This window comes from Ruegeria sp. P8 (assembly GCF_056534665.1).
This window is the reverse complement of the sequence record NZ_JBQERC010000005.1, coordinates 163,522-182,885: the sequence shown is the minus strand read 5'-3', so window position 1 is coordinate 182,885 and position 19,364 is coordinate 163,522. Positions and strand designations below refer to the sequence as shown.

Genomic DNA, 19,364 nt, shown 5'->3' with positions numbered 1-19,364 from the left:
TGGTCCTGACCCGAACGGTCTTTGCTTCAAAAGTGACTTGAGACGACAAATCACTGATACCAACCGCCCTTTGGATTGTCCGTTGCCCATTCCCTTAAAGAGATCAAGGAGATTGTTCTGGGGCGCATATGCGCGAAAGAAACGTTGATCTGACAGACCGGGGCGCTGTTACCCGTGATAGGCAGCCACTGTCTTGAGTTGCGAAAAGCCATAAAGCGCCTCAAAGCCTTTCTCGCGGCCATGGCCGGATTTGCCCACGCCGCCAAATGGCAGTTCAACGCCGCCACCTGCCCCATAGTTGTTGAGGAACACCTGACCCGCGTGCAGCCCTTTTGCCAACCGCATCTGCCGCGCACCGTCACGTGTCCAGACGCTGGCGACAAGACCGTAGTCAGTGCTATTGGCTATATTTAGAGCCTGTTCTTCGGTGTCGAACGGGATCAGAACCTGGACCGGGCCGAAGATTTCATCACGGGCGAGCGGGTGATCCGGTGGCACGTCCGCAAACAAGGTGGGCCGGATATAAGCCCCGGTTTCCGGCGCATCCTTTGTGATCATCCCTTTTGCCGCAACGGTCAGATCGGCGCCTTTGTCCAGAAAGCTGTTTACGATCTGCTTTTGCCGGTCCGAGATCAGTGGTCCAACGCGAAGATCCTGCATCGCGGGTCCAACGCTGAGCTGTTCATAGGCCTCGGCCATGCGGGATTTGACCTGATCATAGACGCCGCGCTGTACCAGAATGCGGGACGAGGCCGAACAGGTCTGTCCTGCGTTCTGAATGCCCGCATTCACCAGAAACGGCAGGGCGGCATCCAAATCGGCATCGTCAAAAACCAGCTGCGGGGATTTTCCGCCCAGTTCCAGTGTCACAGGCACAACGTTTCGCCCTGCGGCCTGCTGCACCAATGCACCCGTGGCCACCGAACCAGTAAACGAGATATGGTTGACCCCCGGATGCCCGGATAATGCGGCACCGGCCTCGGCCCCCAGGCCGGGCACAACATTCAGCGCACCTGCTGGCAGACCCGCTTGCTGTGCAAGATGGGCAAAGGCCAGCGCGGTCAGACAGGCCTCTTCCGCCGGTTTCAGAACACAGGCGTTGCCCATGGCCACCGCGGCCCCGACCGAGCGCCCGATAATCTGCATCGGATAGTTCCAGGGCACGATGTGGCCTGTCACCCCATGGGGTTCGCGCAGTGTATAGACGGTGTAGCCATCGAGATAGGGAATGGTCTCACCCATCACCTTGTCCGCTGCACCCCCGTAGAACTCACAATAGCGCGCCAGCGCGATGGCATCGGCGCGGGCCTGCGTCAGGGGCTTGCCCACATCCATCGCCTCAAGCCGCGCCAGATCGTCCACCCGTTCCAGCACCAGCTGACCCAGCCGGGTCAGGATGCGGCCGCGCTCCAAGGCCGTCTTGCGCCCCCAGTCGCCCTTTAGCGCAGATCTGGCGGCGGCGACCGCCGCGTCAATATCCACACCCGAGCCGCGCGGGATCCTGCATATCTCGGTCCCGTCTGACGGGTTGGTCAAAGGCAATGAGTCGCCTGATGTCGCAGGTATCCAGTTTCCGCCAATCAGGCACAGGGTGGGATCAAACCAGAGTGGTTGGGTCATTTTGGCCTCCGTTCAGGCTCTAACAAATGGTTTTACGCCAATAACTTCCCGATTTCAGGCAATTGGGGCGCGGCGGCGATCAGGGTTTGCGTGTAGGGATGCTGCGGGTCCGAGAATACCTGTTCGGTCTTGCCATGTTCGACAATTCGTCCGGATTGCATCACCAGAACATGATCGGTGATGGTGCGCACCACACTCAGATCGTGGCTGATGAACAGGTAAGTCAGATCATAAGCCTCGCAGAGTTCGGCAAGCAGATCGAGGATTTGGGCGCGCACCGATACGTCGAGGGCTGAAACCGCCTCATCGAACAGGATCAGTTCCGGCCGAATGATCAGAGCGCGGGCAATAGCGATCCGCTGGCGTTGCCCGCCCGAAAACTCGTGAATGTATTTGCCCGCATCATCAGGGCCGAGGCCCACTGCCGTCAGCATCTCTGCAATCCGGTCCTGGCGTTCGGACCCCTTTGGTGGCGTTTCCAACAGGTGAAAAGGTTCTGTAATCAGGCGCGCGACACGGTGGCGGGGATTGAAGCTGCCATAGGGATCCTGAAACACGACCTGCATCTTGCGACGTACCGCAAGGTTGGGCCTGTGGCCGGTGAAAACCGGCTGACCATCCAGCATAATCTGACCAGATTGGATCTCTTCCAACCCTAAAATAGCCCGTGTTAGGGTCGATTTTCCGCAACCGGACTCGCCCACCAGCCCTAAACGCTCCCCTCGGTTGAGGGTAAAGCTGACACCATCCACCGCGCGGTGGTGGCGCGGCGCATCCAGCAGACCTTTGCGGGGAAGGCGGTAATCCCGGACGACCTGCGAAACCTCCAGAAGCGGGCGTTGCTGTGTAGGTTCAGGCAGGGTGACCTGATGACCCGAAGCTTCGAACAACATACGGGTATAGGGGTGCTGCATATCTCGAAACAGGTTTCGCGTCGCGCCACTTTCGACGACCTCGCCGTGACGCATGACGACAATCTGATCGGCCATGTCCGAGACCACAGCCAGATCATGGGTGATCATCAGCAGGCCCATATCATATTCGCGAACCAGCCCTTTCAGCAGATCAAGGATCTGCGCCTGCGTGGTGACATCCAGCGCCGTGGTCGGCTCATCCGCGATCAAAAGCCTGGGACGCAATGCGATGGCCATTGCGATGACGACACGCTGACGCTGCCCGCCCGACAGCTCATGCGGATAGCGCGACAGAGGAAACCTGTCGGGCGGCAGTCCAACCCGCGTGAGCACCTCGGCAGCGCGGGTCCGGGCCTGAGCAGGAGGCATCGCCTTGTGGATCAGGATGGTCTCCATCACCTGATCGCCGATGGTTTTCACCGGGTTGAGCGCGGTCATCGGTTCCTGAAACACCATCCCGATAGACGCGCCACGCAAGGCGCACATCTCGGCCTCGGATTGGGTCAGCAGGTTAGTGCCGTCCAGTCGGATCGCGCCGTCTGCCGTTGCCCCGTTTGGCAGAAGCTGCATCACAGCCAGTGCTGTCATGGATTTGCCCGAACCACTTTCACCTGTCACCGCCACGATCTGGCCTGGATCGATAGACAGGTTCACCCGTTTCAGGATCGGCACCCCGTGGATCGATAGGGACAGGTTTTCGACTTGCAGCAACGTCATGCCCGCGCCACCCTGATCCTTGGATCCAACCAGTCGCGCAGACCATCACCCAGCAGGTTCAAACCCAGCACGGTGACAATGATGGCCATGCCCGGAATCAGAGCCAAATGCGGGGCAAAACTGACCATTGTCTGCGCGTCCGCAAGCATACGGCCCCAACTGGGTGTCGGCGGCTGCGCACCCAAACCGACATAGGACAGACCCGCCTCGGCCAGTATGCCCAATGAAAATTGGATGGTACCCTGAACGATCAGCAGGTTGGCAACATTGGGCAGGATATGTTCGGCTGAAATCCGTGCTGCGCCTTTGCCCGACACACGGGCGGCAAGTATGAACTCGCGCTCCCACAGCGACAATGCGGCCCCGCGGGTGATGCGGGCGAAGACGGGGATGTTGAAAATACCGATCGCAATGATCGCGTTGATGGCACCGGCACCGAACACAGCCGTTATCAGGATGGCGATGACCAGTGAGGGAAAGGCAAAGACCAGATCGTTGCCACGCATGATCACCTCATCCAACCACGATCCTTTGCGCGCGGCGGCTGTCAGGCCAAGGGGTACGCCCAGCGCCATGCCGATTCCCACAGCCACCAGAGCCACCGCAATCGACGTGCGTGCACCGACCATGATCATCGAGAGCATGTCGCGGCCGAAGTGATCCGTCCCGAACCAGTGCCGTGCATCGGGCGTCTGAAGTTTGTTGGGGATATCCAGCGCGGCATAGTCGTAGGGTGTCCAGACAAACGAGATCAGCGCCGCCAGCACCACCAGCGACGACAGCGCCGCGCCCAGAATCAGGTTGCGGCTCATGACCGGCTCCTCAACCGTGGGTCAACGGCTGCGTAGGCCAGATCCACCAGAAAATTCACGGTGATCACCGCAAAGACCAGCAGCATCACCACCGATTCAACCACGATCAGATCGCGGGCCGAAATGGCCTGAAACACCAACCGCCCGAGGCCCGGCAGGTAGAACACCTGTTCGATGATGATCGACCCGGCCAGCAGGAAGGAAAACTGCAAGCCGATGATCGTCAGCACGGGGATCAGCGCGTTCCGCACCCCATGCCGCCACAGAGCCTGACGACGCGACAATCCCTTGGCCCGCGCGGTGCGCATGAAATCCTCACCCAGAATATCCAGCAGCGCTGATCGCATAACGCGGGCCAGGATCGCGGCCTGAGGAAGGGCCAACGCAATGGCGGGCAAAGTCAGCGAACGCAGCCCCGCCCAAAGGCCCTCGCCCCAGCCAACAAACCCACCGGCATTGAACCAGCGCAGGTTTATGGCGAAGATCAGCACCAGCATCATCGCGAACCAGAAATTGGGCACAGCGATACCAAGCTGTGTCGCCCCCATCACCGCCAGATCCCCGGGCTTGCCCCGGCGCGCGGCGGCATAGATCCCGGCAGGAAAGGCGATCAGCGTGGACAGCGTGAGCGCATACAAAGCCAAGGGCAACGATACCCACAGCCGGTCCGCAATCATCTGCGACACCGGTGTGCGATAGGTGTACGAGGTGCCGAAATCTCCGGCTACCATCCCTCCGACCCAGTTGAAATACCGCTGCACCCTGGATCCATCCAGACCCAGTTCAGCCCGCAGCGCGGCCAACGTATCCTCCTGCGCGTTGACACCCAGCATGAACGATGCCGGGTCCCCCGGTGCGACCTCGATCACGGCGAAGATGACCACCGAGGCGACGGCAAGGCTGGCAAGCAATGAGATCAGTCGTTTAAGGGTATAGCGAAGCATTGAGGCCACGTTAGGGTCTCAGCCGTCACGGGTCCAGCATCTACGGCATCGGCAGACCGGCAAATGGCGCTGCGCAACCTTTGTTCCTTTCCGCCTGTCAATCCGAATGCAGAACCTGACCCCGATTTTCACCATGTTTGTTGCGCGTTTTTTCGATTTCGCACGTTCCGAGTTTTGCTACACTTGTTCGAACCGTTTCCGCAGGCCAGAGCGGCCAAGGAGCAATCCGGGCCGAACCAGGATTTACTGATAGTGTAGCGCTCATGCTGACAGAAAATAGAATTGAGATCGGGTTTCTGCTGTTCGATGGCTTTCCGATGGCTTGCCTGACCTCGGTCATCGAACCGCTGCGCGCTGCAAATGAGATCGCCGGGCAAGAGGCATTTCGCTGGTCTCTTGTGGCGGAAAACGGGGGAAAGGTCAGCTCCAGCGCTCATGTGCGTTTTGAGGCTGAACGCAACCTCGCAGACTGTAAGCCGATTGATATTCTGTTCCTGCTCAGCAGTCCGACCTCGGGCTTCAGAAACCCGACCCAGGGGAATGGTGCGTTGAGGGCTTTGTCACGCCACGGGACAATTCTGGGCGGTATCAGCGGCGGCGTTTTCCCGCTCGTGCGGTCGGGAGTCATGACTGGCCATCCGGTATCGGTGCACTGGTGCTACGAAGCCGCGTTTCTGGCCGAGTTTCCACAGATCGATGCAAGGCGCGAAGTGATCGTGTCGGATGCCACGCGGTATACAGCGGCCGGGGCGGCGGCCGCGTTTGATCTGGCCCTGCATCTGATTCAGGACCGGTTGGGCGGCGAAGTCGCGCATGAGGTGGCCTGCTGGTTCCAGCATCCGATGATGCGAGGGGAAGGTGTTCAACAACAGGTGCCCAGTGCAAGCAAACCTGCCACGGGTGAAAAGCTGCCGCCGCTTGTGGCCCGATGTGTCGACCTGTTCGCAAGCCGTATCGGCAATCCAATCTCGATCGCGGACATAGCGGATCAAACGGGCGTCACCCCCCGCCAGATCGAGCGCGCCTTCAAACAGGCCACAGGGCAAAGCCCCAGCCATTATTTCCGGTCCATGCGGATGAAGGCGGCCCGTCAGATGGTTGTCTATACCAAGGACCCTATTGCCGACATCGCTGCGGCCATCGGATACAGCTCGGTCACGCCTTTGGTGACACACTATCGGTCCGCCTTTGGTTTGAGCCCCAGCGAGGACCGGCGACGGATCAACCGGTTTCGGGTCGAAGACAACGCCCCGCTGCCCTCAAGCTGACCTTGCCTTCAAAGCGCCGATTTCATTGCGGCCACAATCGCATGATGCAGTGACCCGGCAGACGATCTTGGCCCGTAGACACTGAACAAACCAGAAGCACGGCACAGGACGAAACATCCCAGGTGATGGATTGACGTGCGGGATGCGGCACCGACCGCCATTTTTCGGCAATCCAGACTGCTTAGCAATTCCAGCACTGCCAACACGCCCTCTCCGTCCAGATCAAACCTGACCCATGCGTCTGTCTGTTCGGAAACCGATGCGTTATCCCCAGTGCTTTCTTTCACCAGATGCGCCAGATCTTCATGCGTCTCAAAGGGCGCTTCTATCATCCATTGATCAGGCCCGGTCCAGAAGGCTACGATCGGCCCGCCGGTAAACTTACCAACGCCAGGCGTTTCCACTCCGATCAATTGGGATACGACGTTTCGGGTCTTGTTTTCCCGACCCAGCCGAGCGGCGACCGAGGCCAGCGCCACATCCGGAGTTTCGGTACAGGTCACGCTTCCGACCCTGTCGATCTTGGGTTCGGTTTCACCCAGCGCGGTTATTGCTTCAAGATCATGCACGGAGCCGTTCTCCCTCGGGGTCGACGAAATGGGCCGAGACGATTTCAACCTCGACCGTCAGATCGGTCACTGGCGACACAAGGCGCATCTTTTCACCCTGACGTGTCATGCCGTTTTTCAAAAAGCCAAGGCCGATATGGCTGTCCAGCGACGGCGAAAATGCTGCCGATGTGACATAGCCCTGATCATGGGCAGCATCCACGGGACCCGTGGCATTCATCAGATGCCCTCCGGCGGTTACCTTGTCGCCAGCGTTCACAGGCTTGATGCCAACCATCATCAAAGCATCTGGTTCGTTCAGCCCTTCACGCTCGGACAGGACTGAGCCGATGCTGTCTTTCTTCTTGGATACCATCCGACCCATTCCAAGGTTCAGGGCGGTGGTGGTTCCGTTCAACTCGTTGCCTGCGGCGTGACCCTTTTCGATCCGCATGACGCCCAGCGCTTCGGTGCCGTAGGGTATGACATCGAACTCTTCACCTTCCTGCATCAAACGCCGCATCAGCGCGTCGCCGTATCGCGATGGAACCGCGATTTCAAAGGCCAATTCGCCCGAGAAGGAAATCCGGAACAACCGCGCGCGCAACCCGCCGCATACGGTGATGTTGCCGCAAGCCATGAACGGGAAGCCTTCGTTCGAGATGTCGAACTCGGGATCCACGATCTTTTGCAGAAGTTTGCGCGAATTGGGCCCGGCTACCGCGTATTGTGCCCAGGCTTCGGTGGTCGAGATCAGCTGTACATCCATGTCCGGGAACAGGCATTGCCGGACAAATTCCATATGCTGGTAGACCTTGACCGCATTCGCGGTTGTGGTGGTGACCACGAAATGATCCTCGGCCAGACGCGCGGCGGTACCGTCATCCATCGCAATTCCGTCTTCGCGCAACATCAGCCCATAGCGGGTTTTGCCGACGGCCAGTTTAGCAAATCCGTTGCAATAGACCCTGTTCAGGAAATCCGCCGCATCCGCACCCTGAACATCAATCTTTCCAAGCGTGGTGCAGTCGCACACCCCGACCGAGGCACGGGTCTGGCGCACCTCACGGTCCACGGACTCGCGCCAATGGGTTTCACCGGGCAGCGGGAACCACTGTGCGCGCAGCCAATTGCCGACCTCGACAAACACCGCGCCACGTTCCTTGGCCCAGTAATGTGACGGGGTCAGGCGGGTTGGATGAAACTCTTTGCCTTTCATCCGACCAGCAAAGGTTGCAATCGGAACGGGCGTATAGGGCGGGCGGAAGATCGTTGTGCCGGTTTCCGGAATGGACTTACCTGCAAGTTCGGCCATGATCGCAAGCCCGCCCATGTTCGAGGTCTTGCCCTGATCGGTGGCCATGCCCAAGGTGGTATAGCGTTTCAAGTGCTCGACCGAACGGAACCCTTCCTGATGGCTGAGCTTCACATCCTTGACGGTCACGTCGTTCTGCTGATCCAGCCACGCGCGGCTGCAACCCTGAACATACCAGAACGGTGTCTGCGAGATCGGGGTATCCTCGGCCTTAGGCAGATCGGGCAGCGGGCCTTTCAGGCCCAGCGCTTGCGCCGCGCCTTCTGCCCCGGATTGCAGGGCGCCATGGGTGGACATCACACCATTTGCCGCCCCCGCGACGGACAGCCCAGGCGGCAAGTCCGCGCCGGGGACAAAGGCCGCCAGATCGTCGTTCCACGCGGGACGCCCTCGTTGATGGCAGGTCAGATGCACGTTGGGGTTCCAGCCACCCGAGACGCCAAGCGCCCCGCAGTCCAGCGTGCGCGACGACCCGTCTGCCAGCTCAACCTCGACAAAGGTCAGCCCCAGTCGGCCTTTGGTGTCCCTGACCTGCGCGCCCCGCAGAACTTCATAGTCATGGCTGGTCGGAGCGTCGTCACGAACGTCGACGACGGCAGCAATCCTGATACCTTTTGCGTGCAGATCCGCAGCTGTGCGGTGGCCGTCATCGTTGTTCGTAAAGATGGCGACACGTTGCGCCGCCGTGGTTGCAAACCGATTGGCATAGGTGCGCAGAGCACTTGCCAGCATGATGCCAGGCCTGTCGTTGTTTTCAAACGCGATGGGCCGCTCGGTCGCGCCAGCGCATAACAGGGCGCGTTTGGCGTAGATGCGCCAGAGTATCTGGCGCGGTTTACCGGAAGGCAGAGAAGCAAGATGATCGCCCGTCCGCTCAACCGCACCATAGATGCCGTGATCAAAGGCACCGATCACGGTCGTGCGCGGCATCAGGCGGACGTTGGGCATTGCTGACAGTTCAGCGACACTCTGCTTAACCCAATCGGTCGAATCGTCATCGTTCAGCGAAAAGGTTTCACTGTTGAGCCGCCCACCAAGTGCGAAATCCTCATCCGCAAGAATGACCTCGGAACCGGCCCGGCCCGCAGTCAGTGCCGCCATCAATCCGGCTGGACCCGCGCCGATAATCAGCAGATCGCAATGCCGGAACCCCTTGTCATACTCATCGGGATCTTCCTGCATCGACAATGACCCAAGACCGGCCGCGCGGCGGATCATCGGCTCGTACAGCTTTTCCCAGAACGCGGCAGGCCACATGAAGGTTTTGTAGTAGAACCCCGCCGTCAGAAAGGTCGAGAATCTGTCGTTGATTGCCAGAGCATCGAATTTCAGGCTGGGCCAGCGGTTTTGGGAATGGGCTTCAAGCCCCTCGAACATCTCAACGGTCGTGGCACGGGTGTTGGGTTCCTGACGGTTGCCGGTGCGCAGCTCGACAAGGGCGTTGGGTTCTTCCGAACCGGCAGTCAGCACGCCACGCGGGCGATGGTATTTGAACGACCGGCCCATCAGGCGCACGCCATTGGCCAGAAGGGCCGAGGCCAGCGTATCGCCCGGATGCGCAGTGTAACTGCGGTTGTCGAATTTGAAATTCAGGGTTTTGGTGCGGTCGATCTGACCGCCGCTCAGCCTGTTGTCTTGAGTCATTTGGAGCGCCCCTGTGCCCGGGCCACGTCACGGGCCAGTTCCACTTTGGAAATCTCATGTGTCGCGGTATTGCGGGTCACGACCAACCAGGAACGGTCGCCCCCCTCGTGGAACCACAACTCGCGGTGTTCGCCAGCTGGATTGTCGCGCAGATAGGCGTAGTCAAAAAACGCTTCGGCGGCATCTTCGGCCTGCCAATCGGGCCTGTTGATCAGCGAAGCGTCTCCCAGATAGACGAATTCGGAACTGTCACGCGGGCCCAGCAAGGGGTGATGGATGATCATGGTGCTGCTCCCCTCAGTGCAGGTTGGGCTGGTTGCCCATACCTTTTTCGTCGATCATGCGGCCAGTGCGGAACCGGTCGAACCGGTAGGCGGTGGCCGTCGGGTGCGGTTCATCCTTTGCCAGCAGATGCGCAAAACAATACCCCGACGCCGGAGTTGCCTTGAACCCGCCGTAACACCAGCCGCCGTTGAAATAGAGGCCATCGATGCCGGTCCGGTCGATGATGGGCGATCCATCCATGGACATATCCATGATCCCGCCCCACATCCGCAGCAGGCGCGCGCGACCGATCATCGGCATCAGGGCCATGCCGCCCTCGCAGACATCTTCGACCACGGGCAGGTTGCCGCGTTGTGCGTACGAATTGTACCCGTCGATATCGCCACCAAAGACCAGTCCGCCCTTGTCGGACTGGCTGACATAGAAATGCCCCGCGCCAAAAGTGATCACCCCGGGCAGAACCGGCTTCAGACCTTCTGACACGAAAGCTTGCAGGACATGGCTTTCAATTGGCAACCGCATACCCGCCATGCCCATGACACGCCCCGAATTTCCGGCCACGGCACAGCCAACCTTGCCTGCGCCAATGAACCCTTTCGACGTCTCAACCCCCAGACATTTTCCGTTTTCGATCCGGAAACCGGTCACTTCGCAGTTTTGGATGATATCGACACCTTGGCTGTCCGCCGACCGGGCATATCCCCAGGCCACCGCGTCGTGCCGAACCGTGCCACCACGCCGCTGGGCCAGCCCGCCCTTGATCGGGAACCGGGCATCGTTGAAGTTCAGGAACGGGTATTCCTTGCGCACCTGTTCGGCATCCAGCAGCTCGGCATCCGCGCCGTTCAGGATCATGGCGTTGCCCCGTCGCGTAAAGGCGTCGCGCTGGGCGTCCGTGTGGATCAGGTTGATGATCCCGCGCTGGCTGACCATCGCGTTGTAGTTTACGTCCTGCTCAAGACCTTCCCACAGTTTCAGCGAGAATTCGTAGAAAGGTTCGTTGCCGTCCAGCAAATAATTCGAGCGGATGATGGTTGTATTGCGCCCAACATTGCCGCCACCGATCCAGCCTTTTTCAATCACCGCCACATTGCGGAGGCCGAATACCTTGGACAGGTAATGCGCCGTTGAAAGGCCATGACCGCCACCGCCGATGATGACGATGTCGTAATGTGGCTTGGGCTCTGGCTCGCGCCAGGCCGGTGTCCACCCTTTGTGCCCGGTAAGAGCCTCTTTGATGACCTTGAAACCAGAGTATCGCATGAATCGGACCTTTTTTTTTAGAATCCCCTAAAAAACGGGTTTTGGATACTCTTGAATCCGACATCTGTTGTGTTGAATCAGACACCACGGCAATCAGCAGAGCTTGCTAAATCTTGCGATTTTCCTATCGCTGGCAACGCGCGGTGTGCGCCACCTTAGTCCTGCAACGCCGACAAGGGTCAGAAAAGCCGGTAGCCCATGGCTATCCACACGATTTCAGAAATACATAGAATGTGGGGTTCAGCCCTAAGACGTCATCAGAAAGGCAAAAACGGCATAGCCGATGATGGCGGCATATCCCATCGGGTAAATCCATTTGATCGCGTAATTGTCGAGCTTTCTGGCCGTCTCTTCCCGACCGGACGTTTTCAATTTGCGCAGCATCACGCTGAAGACGATAATCGTTCCTGTCATCAGGAACATGCATTGCAGAATGAAATCCAGAAACGTCAGATAGCCAAGCTTGGGCAAGTCAGCGGAAATGGCCCAGTTGAAGGCCACAAAGACCAACAGATTGCCGCCTGCGATCTCGATCCGTTTCCGGTATTCATCCAGAAAGAACAGCGCCCATCCCACTGTGATCAGCACCAGCATCGGCAGGAAAATGCGGATGGTGTAATATGTCAGGTGCCGGGTGCCTTCGAAGACAAGTTCCACCCGGTCGCTTTCATTTCCTGACAAACCGGTCGTTGTTGACGTCAGAGCCCTGGCATTGCCAAGTATCCACTCCTCTTCGCCCAGCATGTCACCCAGGCCGGAGTATTCATCAAGCGAGTGATAGTGAACGAATTGCGAAGGAAACACCGATACGACCTCGAAGTGAAATTCCTGCGTATCGAACGGGTATTTGCGAAAGTTGAAATGCGGAGCCTGCAAGGTCAGCGAGGATTTTTCGACAAAGGTCACATGACCGTCATGACGCACGGCAACTGCGGATTCATGAATCCATCGATTGGACTGTTGGTTGTGGATAACAAAAGCCGGGGTTACCACATCCAGCTCAGCGGCGTATTTCACGAAAGCGGGAGGTTCAAAAACCCGAAAATCACGACCAAGGCTTGCTGCATCAAACGCCAGTTCCGGGTCTGTCCATTCGAACCGCAGTACAACCACGGCACCATAGTTTTCGGATTGCTGATCGACGCCGGTAATCTGGTCGATCTTGATACCAACCCCGACCTGCAGCGGGTTGTCCGGGGTTCCCACCAGCGTATCCTGCTGCCCTTGGAACAAGCCCTGCGCAAAAACAGCGCCTGGAAGGACAGACGCGAAAAGCAAAAGAACGAAACCTGCAAACAAGCTTTTCATGATCGTTAGAAACGCATTTCGCAATGGTGAGACTGGGCCCGTTAAGCAGGCCCAGTCAACTGATGTCATTCAGACCAGGAAATGGCGGTCAGGTCGATTGCCGCAGTTGGTGCGTTTTCCCAAAGGCCCTGAACACCGGCCTTGGCGACGCCCAGCTTGGCCAGCTGGAACAGGTACCCGTTGACATAATCGTTCGAGATGAGGCGCTGCGCCTCACCCAGAAGACGGGTCCGTTCCTCGGGGTCGGTGGTGGTGTTCAGCGTCTCCATCAGCGTCTGAAAGTCGATGCTGTCATACTGGAAGTAATAGTCGGGCCGCGCATAGATGCCGATATCCATCGGTTCGGTATGGCTGACGATGGTCAGACCAAATTCCTTGCCCTTGAACACCGATTCCAGCCACTGGGCCCATTCGACGTTGATGATCTCGGCCGTGATGCCGACCTCGGCCAGCTGTGCGGCGATGATTTCACCGCCCCGGCGCGCATAAGATGGCGGTGGCAAGTGCAGAGTTGTCTCGAACCCGTTTTCAAATCCCGCCTCTGCCAGCAAAGCCCTGGCCTTTTCGGGATCATACGCGGACTGGCCCGTCAGATCGACATAAGCGGGGTTGTGTGGCGCAAAATGCGTGCCGATAGGGGTGCCGTACCCGAACATGGCGCCGTCGATGATGGCCTGCCGGTCAATCGCATGGGCCAACGCCTGCCGGACCCGAATATCATCGAATGGCGGCTGTTTGTTGTTGGTGGACAGGATCGTTTCCCCCTCGGTCGATCCAACCAGAACCTGAAACCGCGGGTCAGCCTCGAACTGGGGCAGGTTTTCCGGTGCCGGGAAGTTGTCGAACACGTCCACGTCTTCGGCCATCATGGCCGCGAAAGCGGCGGTCGGGTCTGAGATGAATTTGAACGTCGCAGTCTCTAAAGCGGGTTGATCGCCCCAATAATTGGGGTTGCGGTTCAGTGTTATGCTGTCGCCCTGAACCCAGTCGCCAAAGGTAAATGCACCTGTACCAACCGGGTTTGTCTTGATGTTCTCGATGCTTTCGGGCGCGACGATCACCGCGTCACCCCAGGCAAGGTTGAACAGGAAGTTGCCGTTCGGATCGGCCAGGGTGATCCTGACCGTCAGTGGATCCACGGCCTCGACGCTTTCGATCCCTGCAAACAGAGCTTTCTGCGCGTTGGCGCTGTCCTCGGCCGTGGCCCGGTCAAGGCTGAATTTGACATCCTCGGCATCCATAGTCGTGCCGTCATGGAAGGTCACGCCGTCGCGCAGTTTGAAGGTATAAGTTTTGCCGTCTTCGGAAATCTCCCAGCTTTCCGCAAGGCCGGGCACGACCGAGCCGTCGCCCATGAAACGGGTCAGACCTTCGAAGATGTTGGTGTAGACAACCGAATCGATGGCCTGAGCTGCGGCGCTGGTCGGATCCAGATGCGGGGGTTCCAACTGCATGGCGATGGTGATGTCGGATTTGGCCAAAACCTGCGTCGCCAACAGGCTGGCGCCAATCGCCACGGTCGACGCGAATGTTCGAAGCACGTGTTTTGTCATGTGAACTCTCCCAACTGAAAATCTGCGCCCATGTTTTCCGGGCCATTTTATCGGCAGTGTTCCTTTAAACCTGAGGTCAATCAAGGGAATGTTCGCGCAACCGGGGTTTCTTTGGCCCCGGCCGATCTGCTATGCCGCACTGCAACATAAGCCCTGCAGGAGCCAACCATGAGCGCCACCGCCCGCAAAAAGGCCCCGAACGCCGAAGATATTCGCGCCCGAAAAGGCGGCGTGCCTCTGGTCTCGCTGACCGCATACACAACGCCTATGGCGCGCCTGATGGACACGTATTGTGACTTTGTTCTTGTGGGGGACAGCGTCGGAATGGTTTTGCACGGGCTGGAATCCACCCTTGGTGTCACGATGGAGATGATGATCCTGCACGGTCAGGCCGTCGCACGCGGGTTGAGCACGGCGATGATGGTCATCGACATGCCGTTTGGCAGCTATGAGGAAAACCCGGCACAGGCGTTTCGCAACGCGGCGCGGCTGATGGCGGAAACCGGTGCAGGGGCGGTCAAGCTGGAAGGCGGTGTCGAGATGGCCGAAACCATCCGCTTTCTGGTCAAGCGCGGCATCCCGGTGATGGCGCATATCGGTCTGACCCCGCAATCGATCAACACGCTGGGCGGCTACAAGGTGCAGGGGCGCGACGAACAGGCCGAAACCGTCATGGCAGATGCCCGCGCCGTGGCCGAGGCCGGCGCGTTTTCCGTGGTGCTTGAGAAAGTGCCGCAAGGTCTGGCCGACAGGATCACCGAACAGGTTGCCATCCCCACCATCGGAATCGGAGCGTCCGCCGGTTGTGACGGGCAGATTCTGGTCGTCGATGACATGGTTGGCTTTTTCACCGCCTTCAAACCCAAATTCGTCAAACGCTATGCCGAGCTTGGCCCGTTGGCCGAAGCCGCCATCGCAGATTACGCGGCCGAAGTGCGTGCGCGAACATTTCCGGCGGACGAACATGTCTTTGCTGATCAGGCTCCGGCGAAAGGACCAAAGACGTGACCGCGCCGATCCTGCGCTCGCTGGCGGAACTGCGGACCAAGACGACAGAATGGCACCGCGCAGGTGACGTTATCGGCGTTGTTCCGACCATGGGCGCATTGCACGAAGGGCATTTGTCGCTGGCGCAGGCCGCAAAGGAAAACTGTGACCGGGTGATCGTGACGATCTTTGTGAACCCCAAGCAGTTCAACAACCCCGAAGACCTGGCGAACTATCCCCGCACGGAACATGAAGACGCCCAAAAGCTGGCCCCTTATGGCGTGGATGCGATCTATGTGCCGGACCCTCAGGAAATCTATCCCGACGGCTTTTCCACCACGGTATCCGTGACCGGTTTGACCGACATGATGGAAGGCCCGTTTCGCCCCGGCCATTTCGAAGGCGTGGCCACTGTAGTGGCCAAACTGTTCCTGCAAACGCAGGCGGATCGAGCCTATTTCGGGGAAAAAGACTATCAGCAACTGCTGGTGGTGCGCCGCATGGCCCGCGATCTGGACATTCCCATCGAGGTTGTCGGCTGCCCAACCGTGCGCGAGCCTTCTGGGCTGGCAATGTCGTCGCGCAATCTGCTTTTGTCGCCTGAGGGTGTAAAGGTCGCGTCCCGCATGAACGAGATCATGCGGCGGGTGGCAGATAAGCTTGCCGCTGGCAAGGATTTCGCGGCGCTGGCGCAAGACGCAAAAGCCGCATTGCTGGACGCTGGTTTTACCGAAGTGGAATATATCGATCTGCGCTGCGCCGAGACGCTGGAAAGCCTGCCCAATGCCAGCAAACCCGCGCGCTTGTTCGTTACGGCCTGGGCCGATGGCGTCCGCCTGATCGACAATATTCCCGTCGATCCGGTCTGATTTCTGCTCTGGCCCCGGCGCCGTTGTTTGCGCTAAAGTCGCGCAAAATGACACCGGGGAGAGCGGACATGACCTTTATTCTGGCAATTGATCAGGGCACCACGTCCTCGCGCGCGATCCTGTTCGACGGGCAGATGAACCGTGTTGGCACCGCTCAGCAGGAGTTCCCCCAGCATTTCCCGCAAGAAGGTTGGGTTGAACACGACCCCGAGGATATCTGGTCCAGCGTCATGCATGTGTGTCGCGAGGTGATGGAAAGCGCCGGTGTTTCGGCTGACCAGATCACGGGTATTGGTATCACCAACCAGCGTGAAACCACCGTGGTCTGGGACAAGCAGACCGGCAAGGCCATCCATAACGCGATTGTCTGGCAGGACCGCCGCACCGCCGAAATCTGCGCCCGATACAAGCAAGCCGGGTGTGAAGATGACGTCACCGCCCAGACCGGCCTGCTGCTGGACCCTTATTTCTCGGGCACCAAGGTCAAATGGCTGCTGGACACCGTTTCAGGCGCACGCGCGCGGGCAGAGGCCGGAGAGTTGCTGTTCGGCACCATCGACAGTTTCCTGATCTGGCGTCTGACCGAAGGTCGTGTCCATGCCACTGACGCCACCAACGCCGCCCGCACCCTGCTGTTCGACATTCACAAAGGCGCCTGGAGCGCTGAGATTTGCGAATTGCTGGATGTACCCGTTCAAATGTTGCCGACCGTGCAGGATTGCGCCTCGGATTTCGGCGCAACCACCTTGCTTGGTGGGAATATCCCCATTCTGGGTGTGGCAGGCGATCAGCAGGCAGCCACCATCGGTCAGGCCTGTTTCCAGCCCGGTATGATGAAATCCACCTATGGCACGGGCTGTTTCGCGCTGCTGAACACGGGCGCGCAGCCGGTTGAATCGAAAAACCGCCTGCTGACAACAATCGCTTACCAATTGGACGGTCAGCGCACCTATGCGCTGGAAGGGTCGATCTTTATCGCCGGGGCCGCCGTGCAATGGCTGCGCGATGCGTTGCAGATCATCGATTCGGCCCCGCAAAGCGGCGATCTGGCGGCGCAGGCCGACCCGAACCAGCATGTGATTCTGGTGCCGGCGTTCACGGGCCTTGGGGCTCCTTACTGGAAGCCGGATTGCCGCGGTGCGATGTTCGGGCTGACACGCAATTCCGGCCGGGCCGAGATTGCCCGCGCCACGCTGGAAAGCATCGCCTTTCAGACCCGCGACCTGTGGCACGCCATGCAGGGCGACTGGGGGGCCGAGGCGGATGTCATCTTGCGCGTCGACGGCGGGATGAGTGCATCTGACTGGACCATGCAGGGTCTTTCAGATTGTCTGGGTGCCCCGGTGGATCGCCCGGTTATGCAGGAAACGACCGCCCTTGGCGCCGCATGGCTGGCGGGTATGAAAGCCGGGATATACCCGGATCAGGCCGGTTTTGCCGAAACATGGGCGCTGGACCGCCGGTTCGAGCCAACGCAAGAGCAAGCCGAACGCGACGCGGCCTATGATCGCTGGCAACGGGCGGTTCAGGCGGCGATGGCGTTCTAGCTGTGATCTTTCAACAAGCGCTGCTTTTGCCGTGACCAGTCGCGCTTGGCCTGGGTTTCGCGCTTGTCGTGGTTTTTTTTACCCTTGGCGATGCCGATTTTGACCTTGGCCAGTCCTCTGTGGTTGAAATACAGAACCAGCGGCACCAGCGTCATGCCCTTGCGCTGCGTCGCGTTCCACAGGTTCGACATCTGCTTGCGGGACACCAGCAGTTTCCGGCGGCGACGTTCTTCATGCTTGAACATCTTGGCCTGCTCATACGGCGCGATATAGCTGTTGACCAGCCAAAGTTCTCCGTCATCGACCGTGGCATAGCTTTCGGCGATGTTCGAGCCGCCCGCGCGCAGGGATTTGACCTCGGACCCCTGCAGGATGATGCCACATTCAATGTCCTCTTCGATTGCGTAATCGAAGCGGGCGCGCCGGTTTTCGGCGATTACCTTGTAATTCGGGTCTGTCTTCTGCTTGGCCATGACGCGTTGATTTAGGCGGCTTGAGCCGCCCTTGCAAGGCAGGGATTTTCGGAGTGCCTCAGGATTTAGCTGAAATGATCAGGTCCGGGCCGAAAATCGTGTCCGCATGGTTGTGCAGGTAGATCTTGAGCCACGGTGTAAACCGATCCGGGTGGCGGGCCACTTCGGCCAACAGGTCATGGTAGTCGATCCAGCGGATATCCATGACTTCGTCCGGATCAGGCGCGATTTTCAGCGGTCCGCGCACATGGGCCAGAAAAACGTCGACCACTTCGTTTTCCACCATGCCGTTCCCAACATCGGCGTGGTATTCCAAACGGTGACGGTATTCAGGATAAAGACCTGTGATCCCCAGTTCTTCGTTCAAACGGCGCACGGCGCAGGTTGACGAGCTTTCGTCCCAGTCGGGGTGTGTACAGCAAGTGTTCGCCCACAGGCCGGGCGTGTGGTACTTGCCCAGCGCCCGACGCTGCAACAAAATCTCGGTGCCCCTAACGACAAACACCGACACGGCCTTGTGCTTGAGGCCCTTTTCGTGAGCTTCAAGTTTGTCTACCGGAGTCAATTCACCATTGACCCAAGCCGGGATCATAATGCCCATCTGTCCTCTCCTGTTGCCAATCCGCCTGACGGGCGCTGATGTTGGGTTTAGCTGTTGCCGGGTCGGCTTGGCGTTGCGGCACACTCTGCGGTTTGCCGTCAGATACCAAAGTGGCGCTGTTCTACACTGGTATCAATCGCACCAAAGGCCGCAGGGGCTGCGGCCTTTGGTCCTTGTGCGTGGGTGCACAATGCTAGCGTTTATTCGCCTGATACACTGACGATATAGGCGTAGACGTCTTCACCGCCGCTTTTCAACTTGAAGGTCATTTTCGACTTGGCAGCGGTGTCGTCCAGATACGATTTCAGGAAGCCCTTAGGGTCCTGCGTGTATTCCGCAAAGGAGGCCTCATCCCAGACCAAACCCTTCTCACCGGCTGCGACGATGCTGTCGCCATACTTGAAGTCTTCGTAGGTTCCGGCAGTGCGGCCGGCGACACCAAAGAGGTTGGGGCCGGTTTTTCCGCCTTTGACAATGACTTCTCCGGCCGGGTCAGCGATCATGTGGCAGGACTTGCATTTGTTGAAAGCTTTCTCACCGGCTTCGGCATCGCCTTCGGCATAGGCGGGCAGCGCCAGCAGGCCAGCGATTGCGATAGTGAGGATACGATTCATAGCTTGTGCTCCGATACAAATTGGCTGCACCGAATGGACCCCCGGCGCATAAAAGTGTCAACGCGCGGATTGCCGCGCGCAT

At 59.0% G+C, this 19,364-nt stretch carries 17 protein-coding genes; 4 read left to right on the top strand and 13 right to left on the bottom strand.

Annotated features, from left to right (window positions below):
- Positions 1–168: 168 nt before the first annotated feature.
- The 4 genes from ACR0BZ_RS09640 to ACR0BZ_RS09625 are packed head-to-tail and all read right to left on the bottom strand — an operon-like array spanning position 169 to position 5,007.
- Positions 169–1,620: an aldehyde dehydrogenase family protein gene (locus ACR0BZ_RS09640; protein WP_480920111.1), complete on the bottom strand. Its 1,452-nt coding sequence runs from the start codon at positions 1,618–1,620 to the stop codon at positions 169–171.
- A gap of 32 nt (positions 1,621–1,652) precedes the next feature.
- Complete coding sequence (locus tag ACR0BZ_RS09635) at positions 1,653–3,251, bottom strand: ABC transporter ATP-binding protein (RefSeq protein ID WP_480920110.1); 1,599 nt, start codon at positions 3,249–3,251, stop codon at positions 1,653–1,655.
- A complete protein-coding gene (locus ACR0BZ_RS09630; protein ID WP_480920109.1) occupies positions 3,248–4,063 on the bottom strand; it encodes an ABC transporter permease in 816 nt (271 codons plus the stop codon). Before ACR0BZ_RS09630 ends, ACR0BZ_RS09635 begins: the two co-directional genes overlap by 4 nt.
- On the bottom strand, positions 4,060–5,007 hold the full coding sequence (locus tag ACR0BZ_RS09625; protein ID WP_480487848.1) for an ABC transporter permease: 948 nt from the start codon (positions 5,005–5,007) through the stop codon (positions 4,060–4,062). The genes ACR0BZ_RS09630 and ACR0BZ_RS09625 overlap by 4 nt, the downstream gene beginning before the upstream one ends.
- A 263-nt stretch (positions 5,008–5,270) precedes the next feature.
- Here ACR0BZ_RS09625 and ACR0BZ_RS09620 point away from each other — a divergent pair, with 263 nt between their 5' ends.
- Positions 5,271–6,275 carry a GlxA family transcriptional regulator gene (locus tag ACR0BZ_RS09620; RefSeq protein WP_480898826.1) on the top strand — a complete coding sequence of 335 codons (1,005 nt, stop codon included), beginning with the start codon at positions 5,271–5,273 and terminating at the stop codon, positions 6,273–6,275.
- An 8-nt stretch (positions 6,276–6,283) separates the two neighbouring features.
- Here ACR0BZ_RS09620 and ACR0BZ_RS09615 read toward each other — a convergent pair whose 3' ends face one another.
- The 6 genes from ACR0BZ_RS09615 to ACR0BZ_RS09590 form a co-directional block, all read right to left on the bottom strand.
- Positions 6,284–6,844, bottom strand: a complete 561-nt coding sequence (locus ACR0BZ_RS09615; RefSeq protein ID WP_480920108.1) for a sarcosine oxidase subunit gamma — start codon at positions 6,842–6,844, stop codon at positions 6,284–6,286.
- On the bottom strand, positions 6,837–9,782 hold the full coding sequence (locus tag ACR0BZ_RS09610; RefSeq protein ID WP_480920107.1) for a sarcosine oxidase subunit alpha family protein: 2,946 nt from the start codon (positions 9,780–9,782) through the stop codon (positions 6,837–6,839). The genes ACR0BZ_RS09615 and ACR0BZ_RS09610 overlap by 8 nt, the downstream gene beginning before the upstream one ends.
- Positions 9,779–10,066 carry a sarcosine oxidase subunit delta gene (locus tag ACR0BZ_RS09605; RefSeq protein ID WP_267366303.1) on the bottom strand — a complete coding sequence of 96 codons (288 nt, stop codon included), beginning with the start codon at positions 10,064–10,066 and terminating at the stop codon, positions 9,779–9,781. Before ACR0BZ_RS09605 ends, ACR0BZ_RS09610 begins: the two co-directional genes overlap by 4 nt.
- 13 nt (positions 10,067–10,079) lie before the next feature.
- On the bottom strand, positions 10,080–11,330 hold the full coding sequence (locus ACR0BZ_RS09600; protein ID WP_480546915.1) for a sarcosine oxidase subunit beta family protein: 1,251 nt from the start codon (positions 11,328–11,330) through the stop codon (positions 10,080–10,082).
- 246 nt (positions 11,331–11,576) lie between these two features.
- Positions 11,577–12,638, bottom strand: a complete 1,062-nt coding sequence (locus ACR0BZ_RS09595; protein WP_480920106.1) for a ligand-gated ion channel — start codon at positions 12,636–12,638, stop codon at positions 11,577–11,579.
- 65 nt (positions 12,639–12,703) lie between these two features.
- Complete coding sequence (locus tag ACR0BZ_RS09590; protein WP_209505161.1) at positions 12,704–14,191, bottom strand: ABC transporter substrate-binding protein; 1,488 nt, start codon at positions 14,189–14,191, stop codon at positions 12,704–12,706.
- 168 nt (positions 14,192–14,359) lie between these two features.
- Between ACR0BZ_RS09590 and panB the strand changes: the two genes are divergently transcribed.
- The 3 genes from panB to glpK all read left to right on the top strand — a co-directional run bounded on the left by panB (position 14,360) and on the right by glpK (position 17,594).
- Positions 14,360–15,199, top strand: coding sequence for a 3-methyl-2-oxobutanoate hydroxymethyltransferase (gene panB / locus ACR0BZ_RS09585; RefSeq protein WP_480920105.1), 840 nt, complete (start codon positions 14,360–14,362; stop codon positions 15,197–15,199).
- Positions 15,196–16,047 (top strand): pantoate--beta-alanine ligase, encoded by an 852-nt coding sequence (gene panC / locus ACR0BZ_RS09580; protein ID WP_480482723.1) that lies wholly within the window; start codon positions 15,196–15,198, stop codon positions 16,045–16,047. The genes panB and panC overlap by 4 nt, the downstream gene beginning before the upstream one ends.
- A 68-nt stretch (positions 16,048–16,115) precedes the next feature.
- Positions 16,116–17,594 (top strand): glycerol kinase GlpK, encoded by a 1,479-nt coding sequence (glpK, locus tag ACR0BZ_RS09575; protein WP_480487857.1) that lies wholly within the window; start codon positions 16,116–16,118, stop codon positions 17,592–17,594.
- Here the strand turns inward: glpK and smpB are convergent.
- The 3 genes from smpB to ACR0BZ_RS09560 form a co-directional block, all read right to left on the bottom strand.
- Complete coding sequence (smpB, locus tag ACR0BZ_RS09570) at positions 17,591–18,067, bottom strand: SsrA-binding protein SmpB (protein ID WP_480482719.1); 477 nt, start codon at positions 18,065–18,067, stop codon at positions 17,591–17,593. The two genes, glpK and smpB, sit on opposite strands and share 4 nt — an antisense overlap.
- Before the next feature lie 58 nt (positions 18,068–18,125).
- A complete protein-coding gene (gene idi, locus ACR0BZ_RS09565; protein WP_209505166.1) occupies positions 18,126–18,668 on the bottom strand; it encodes an isopentenyl-diphosphate Delta-isomerase in 543 nt (180 codons plus the stop codon).
- Positions 18,669–18,868: 200 nt separating this feature from the next.
- On the bottom strand, positions 18,869–19,282 hold the full coding sequence (locus tag ACR0BZ_RS09560) for a c-type cytochrome (protein WP_267365869.1): 414 nt from the start codon (positions 19,280–19,282) through the stop codon (positions 18,869–18,871).
- Between the last annotated feature and the right edge of the window lie 82 nt (positions 19,283–19,364).

What these genes read in the sequence shown, in the direction of transcription:
- smpB (WP_480482719.1), bottom strand. Translation starts at nt 18,067, where the DNA reads ATGGCCAAGCAGAAGACAGACCCGAATTACAAGGTAATCGCCGAAAAC.
- glpK (WP_480487857.1), top strand. Translation starts at nt 16,116, where the DNA reads ATGACCTTTATTCTGGCAATTGATCAGGGCACCACGTCCTCGCGCGCG.
- ACR0BZ_RS09600 (WP_480546915.1), bottom strand. Translation starts at nt 11,330, where the DNA reads ATGCGATACTCTGGTTTCAAGGTCATCAAAGAGGCTCTTACCGGGCAC.
- panB (WP_480920105.1), top strand. Translation starts at nt 14,360, where the DNA reads ATGAGCGCCACCGCCCGCAAAAAGGCCCCGAACGCCGAAGATATTCGC.
- ACR0BZ_RS09620 (WP_480898826.1), top strand. Translation starts at nt 5,271, where the DNA reads ATGCTGACAGAAAATAGAATTGAGATCGGGTTTCTGCTGTTCGATGGC.
- ACR0BZ_RS09595 (WP_480920106.1), bottom strand. Translation starts at nt 12,638, where the DNA reads ATGAAAAGCTTGTTTGCAGGTTTCGTTCTTTTGCTTTTCGCGTCTGTC.
- ACR0BZ_RS09625 (WP_480487848.1), bottom strand. Translation starts at nt 5,007, where the DNA reads ATGCTTCGCTATACCCTTAAACGACTGATCTCATTGCTTGCCAGCCTT.
- ACR0BZ_RS09605 (WP_267366303.1), bottom strand. Translation starts at nt 10,066, where the DNA reads ATGATCATCCATCACCCCTTGCTGGGCCCGCGTGACAGTTCCGAATTC.
- idi (WP_209505166.1), bottom strand. Translation starts at nt 18,668, where the DNA reads ATGGGCATTATGATCCCGGCTTGGGTCAATGGTGAATTGACTCCGGTA.
- ACR0BZ_RS09610 (WP_480920107.1), bottom strand. Translation starts at nt 9,782, where the DNA reads ATGACTCAAGACAACAGGCTGAGCGGCGGTCAGATCGACCGCACCAAA.
- ACR0BZ_RS09560 (WP_267365869.1), bottom strand. Translation starts at nt 19,282, where the DNA reads ATGAATCGTATCCTCACTATCGCAATCGCTGGCCTGCTGGCGCTGCCC.
- ACR0BZ_RS09590 (WP_209505161.1), bottom strand. Translation starts at nt 14,191, where the DNA reads ATGACAAAACACGTGCTTCGAACATTCGCGTCGACCGTGGCGATTGGC.
- ACR0BZ_RS09630 (WP_480920109.1), bottom strand. Translation starts at nt 4,063, where the DNA reads ATGAGCCGCAACCTGATTCTGGGCGCGGCGCTGTCGTCGCTGGTGGTG.
- ACR0BZ_RS09640 (WP_480920111.1), bottom strand. Translation starts at nt 1,620, where the DNA reads ATGACCCAACCACTCTGGTTTGATCCCACCCTGTGCCTGATTGGCGGA.
- ACR0BZ_RS09635 (WP_480920110.1), bottom strand. Translation starts at nt 3,251, where the DNA reads ATGACGTTGCTGCAAGTCGAAAACCTGTCCCTATCGATCCACGGGGTG.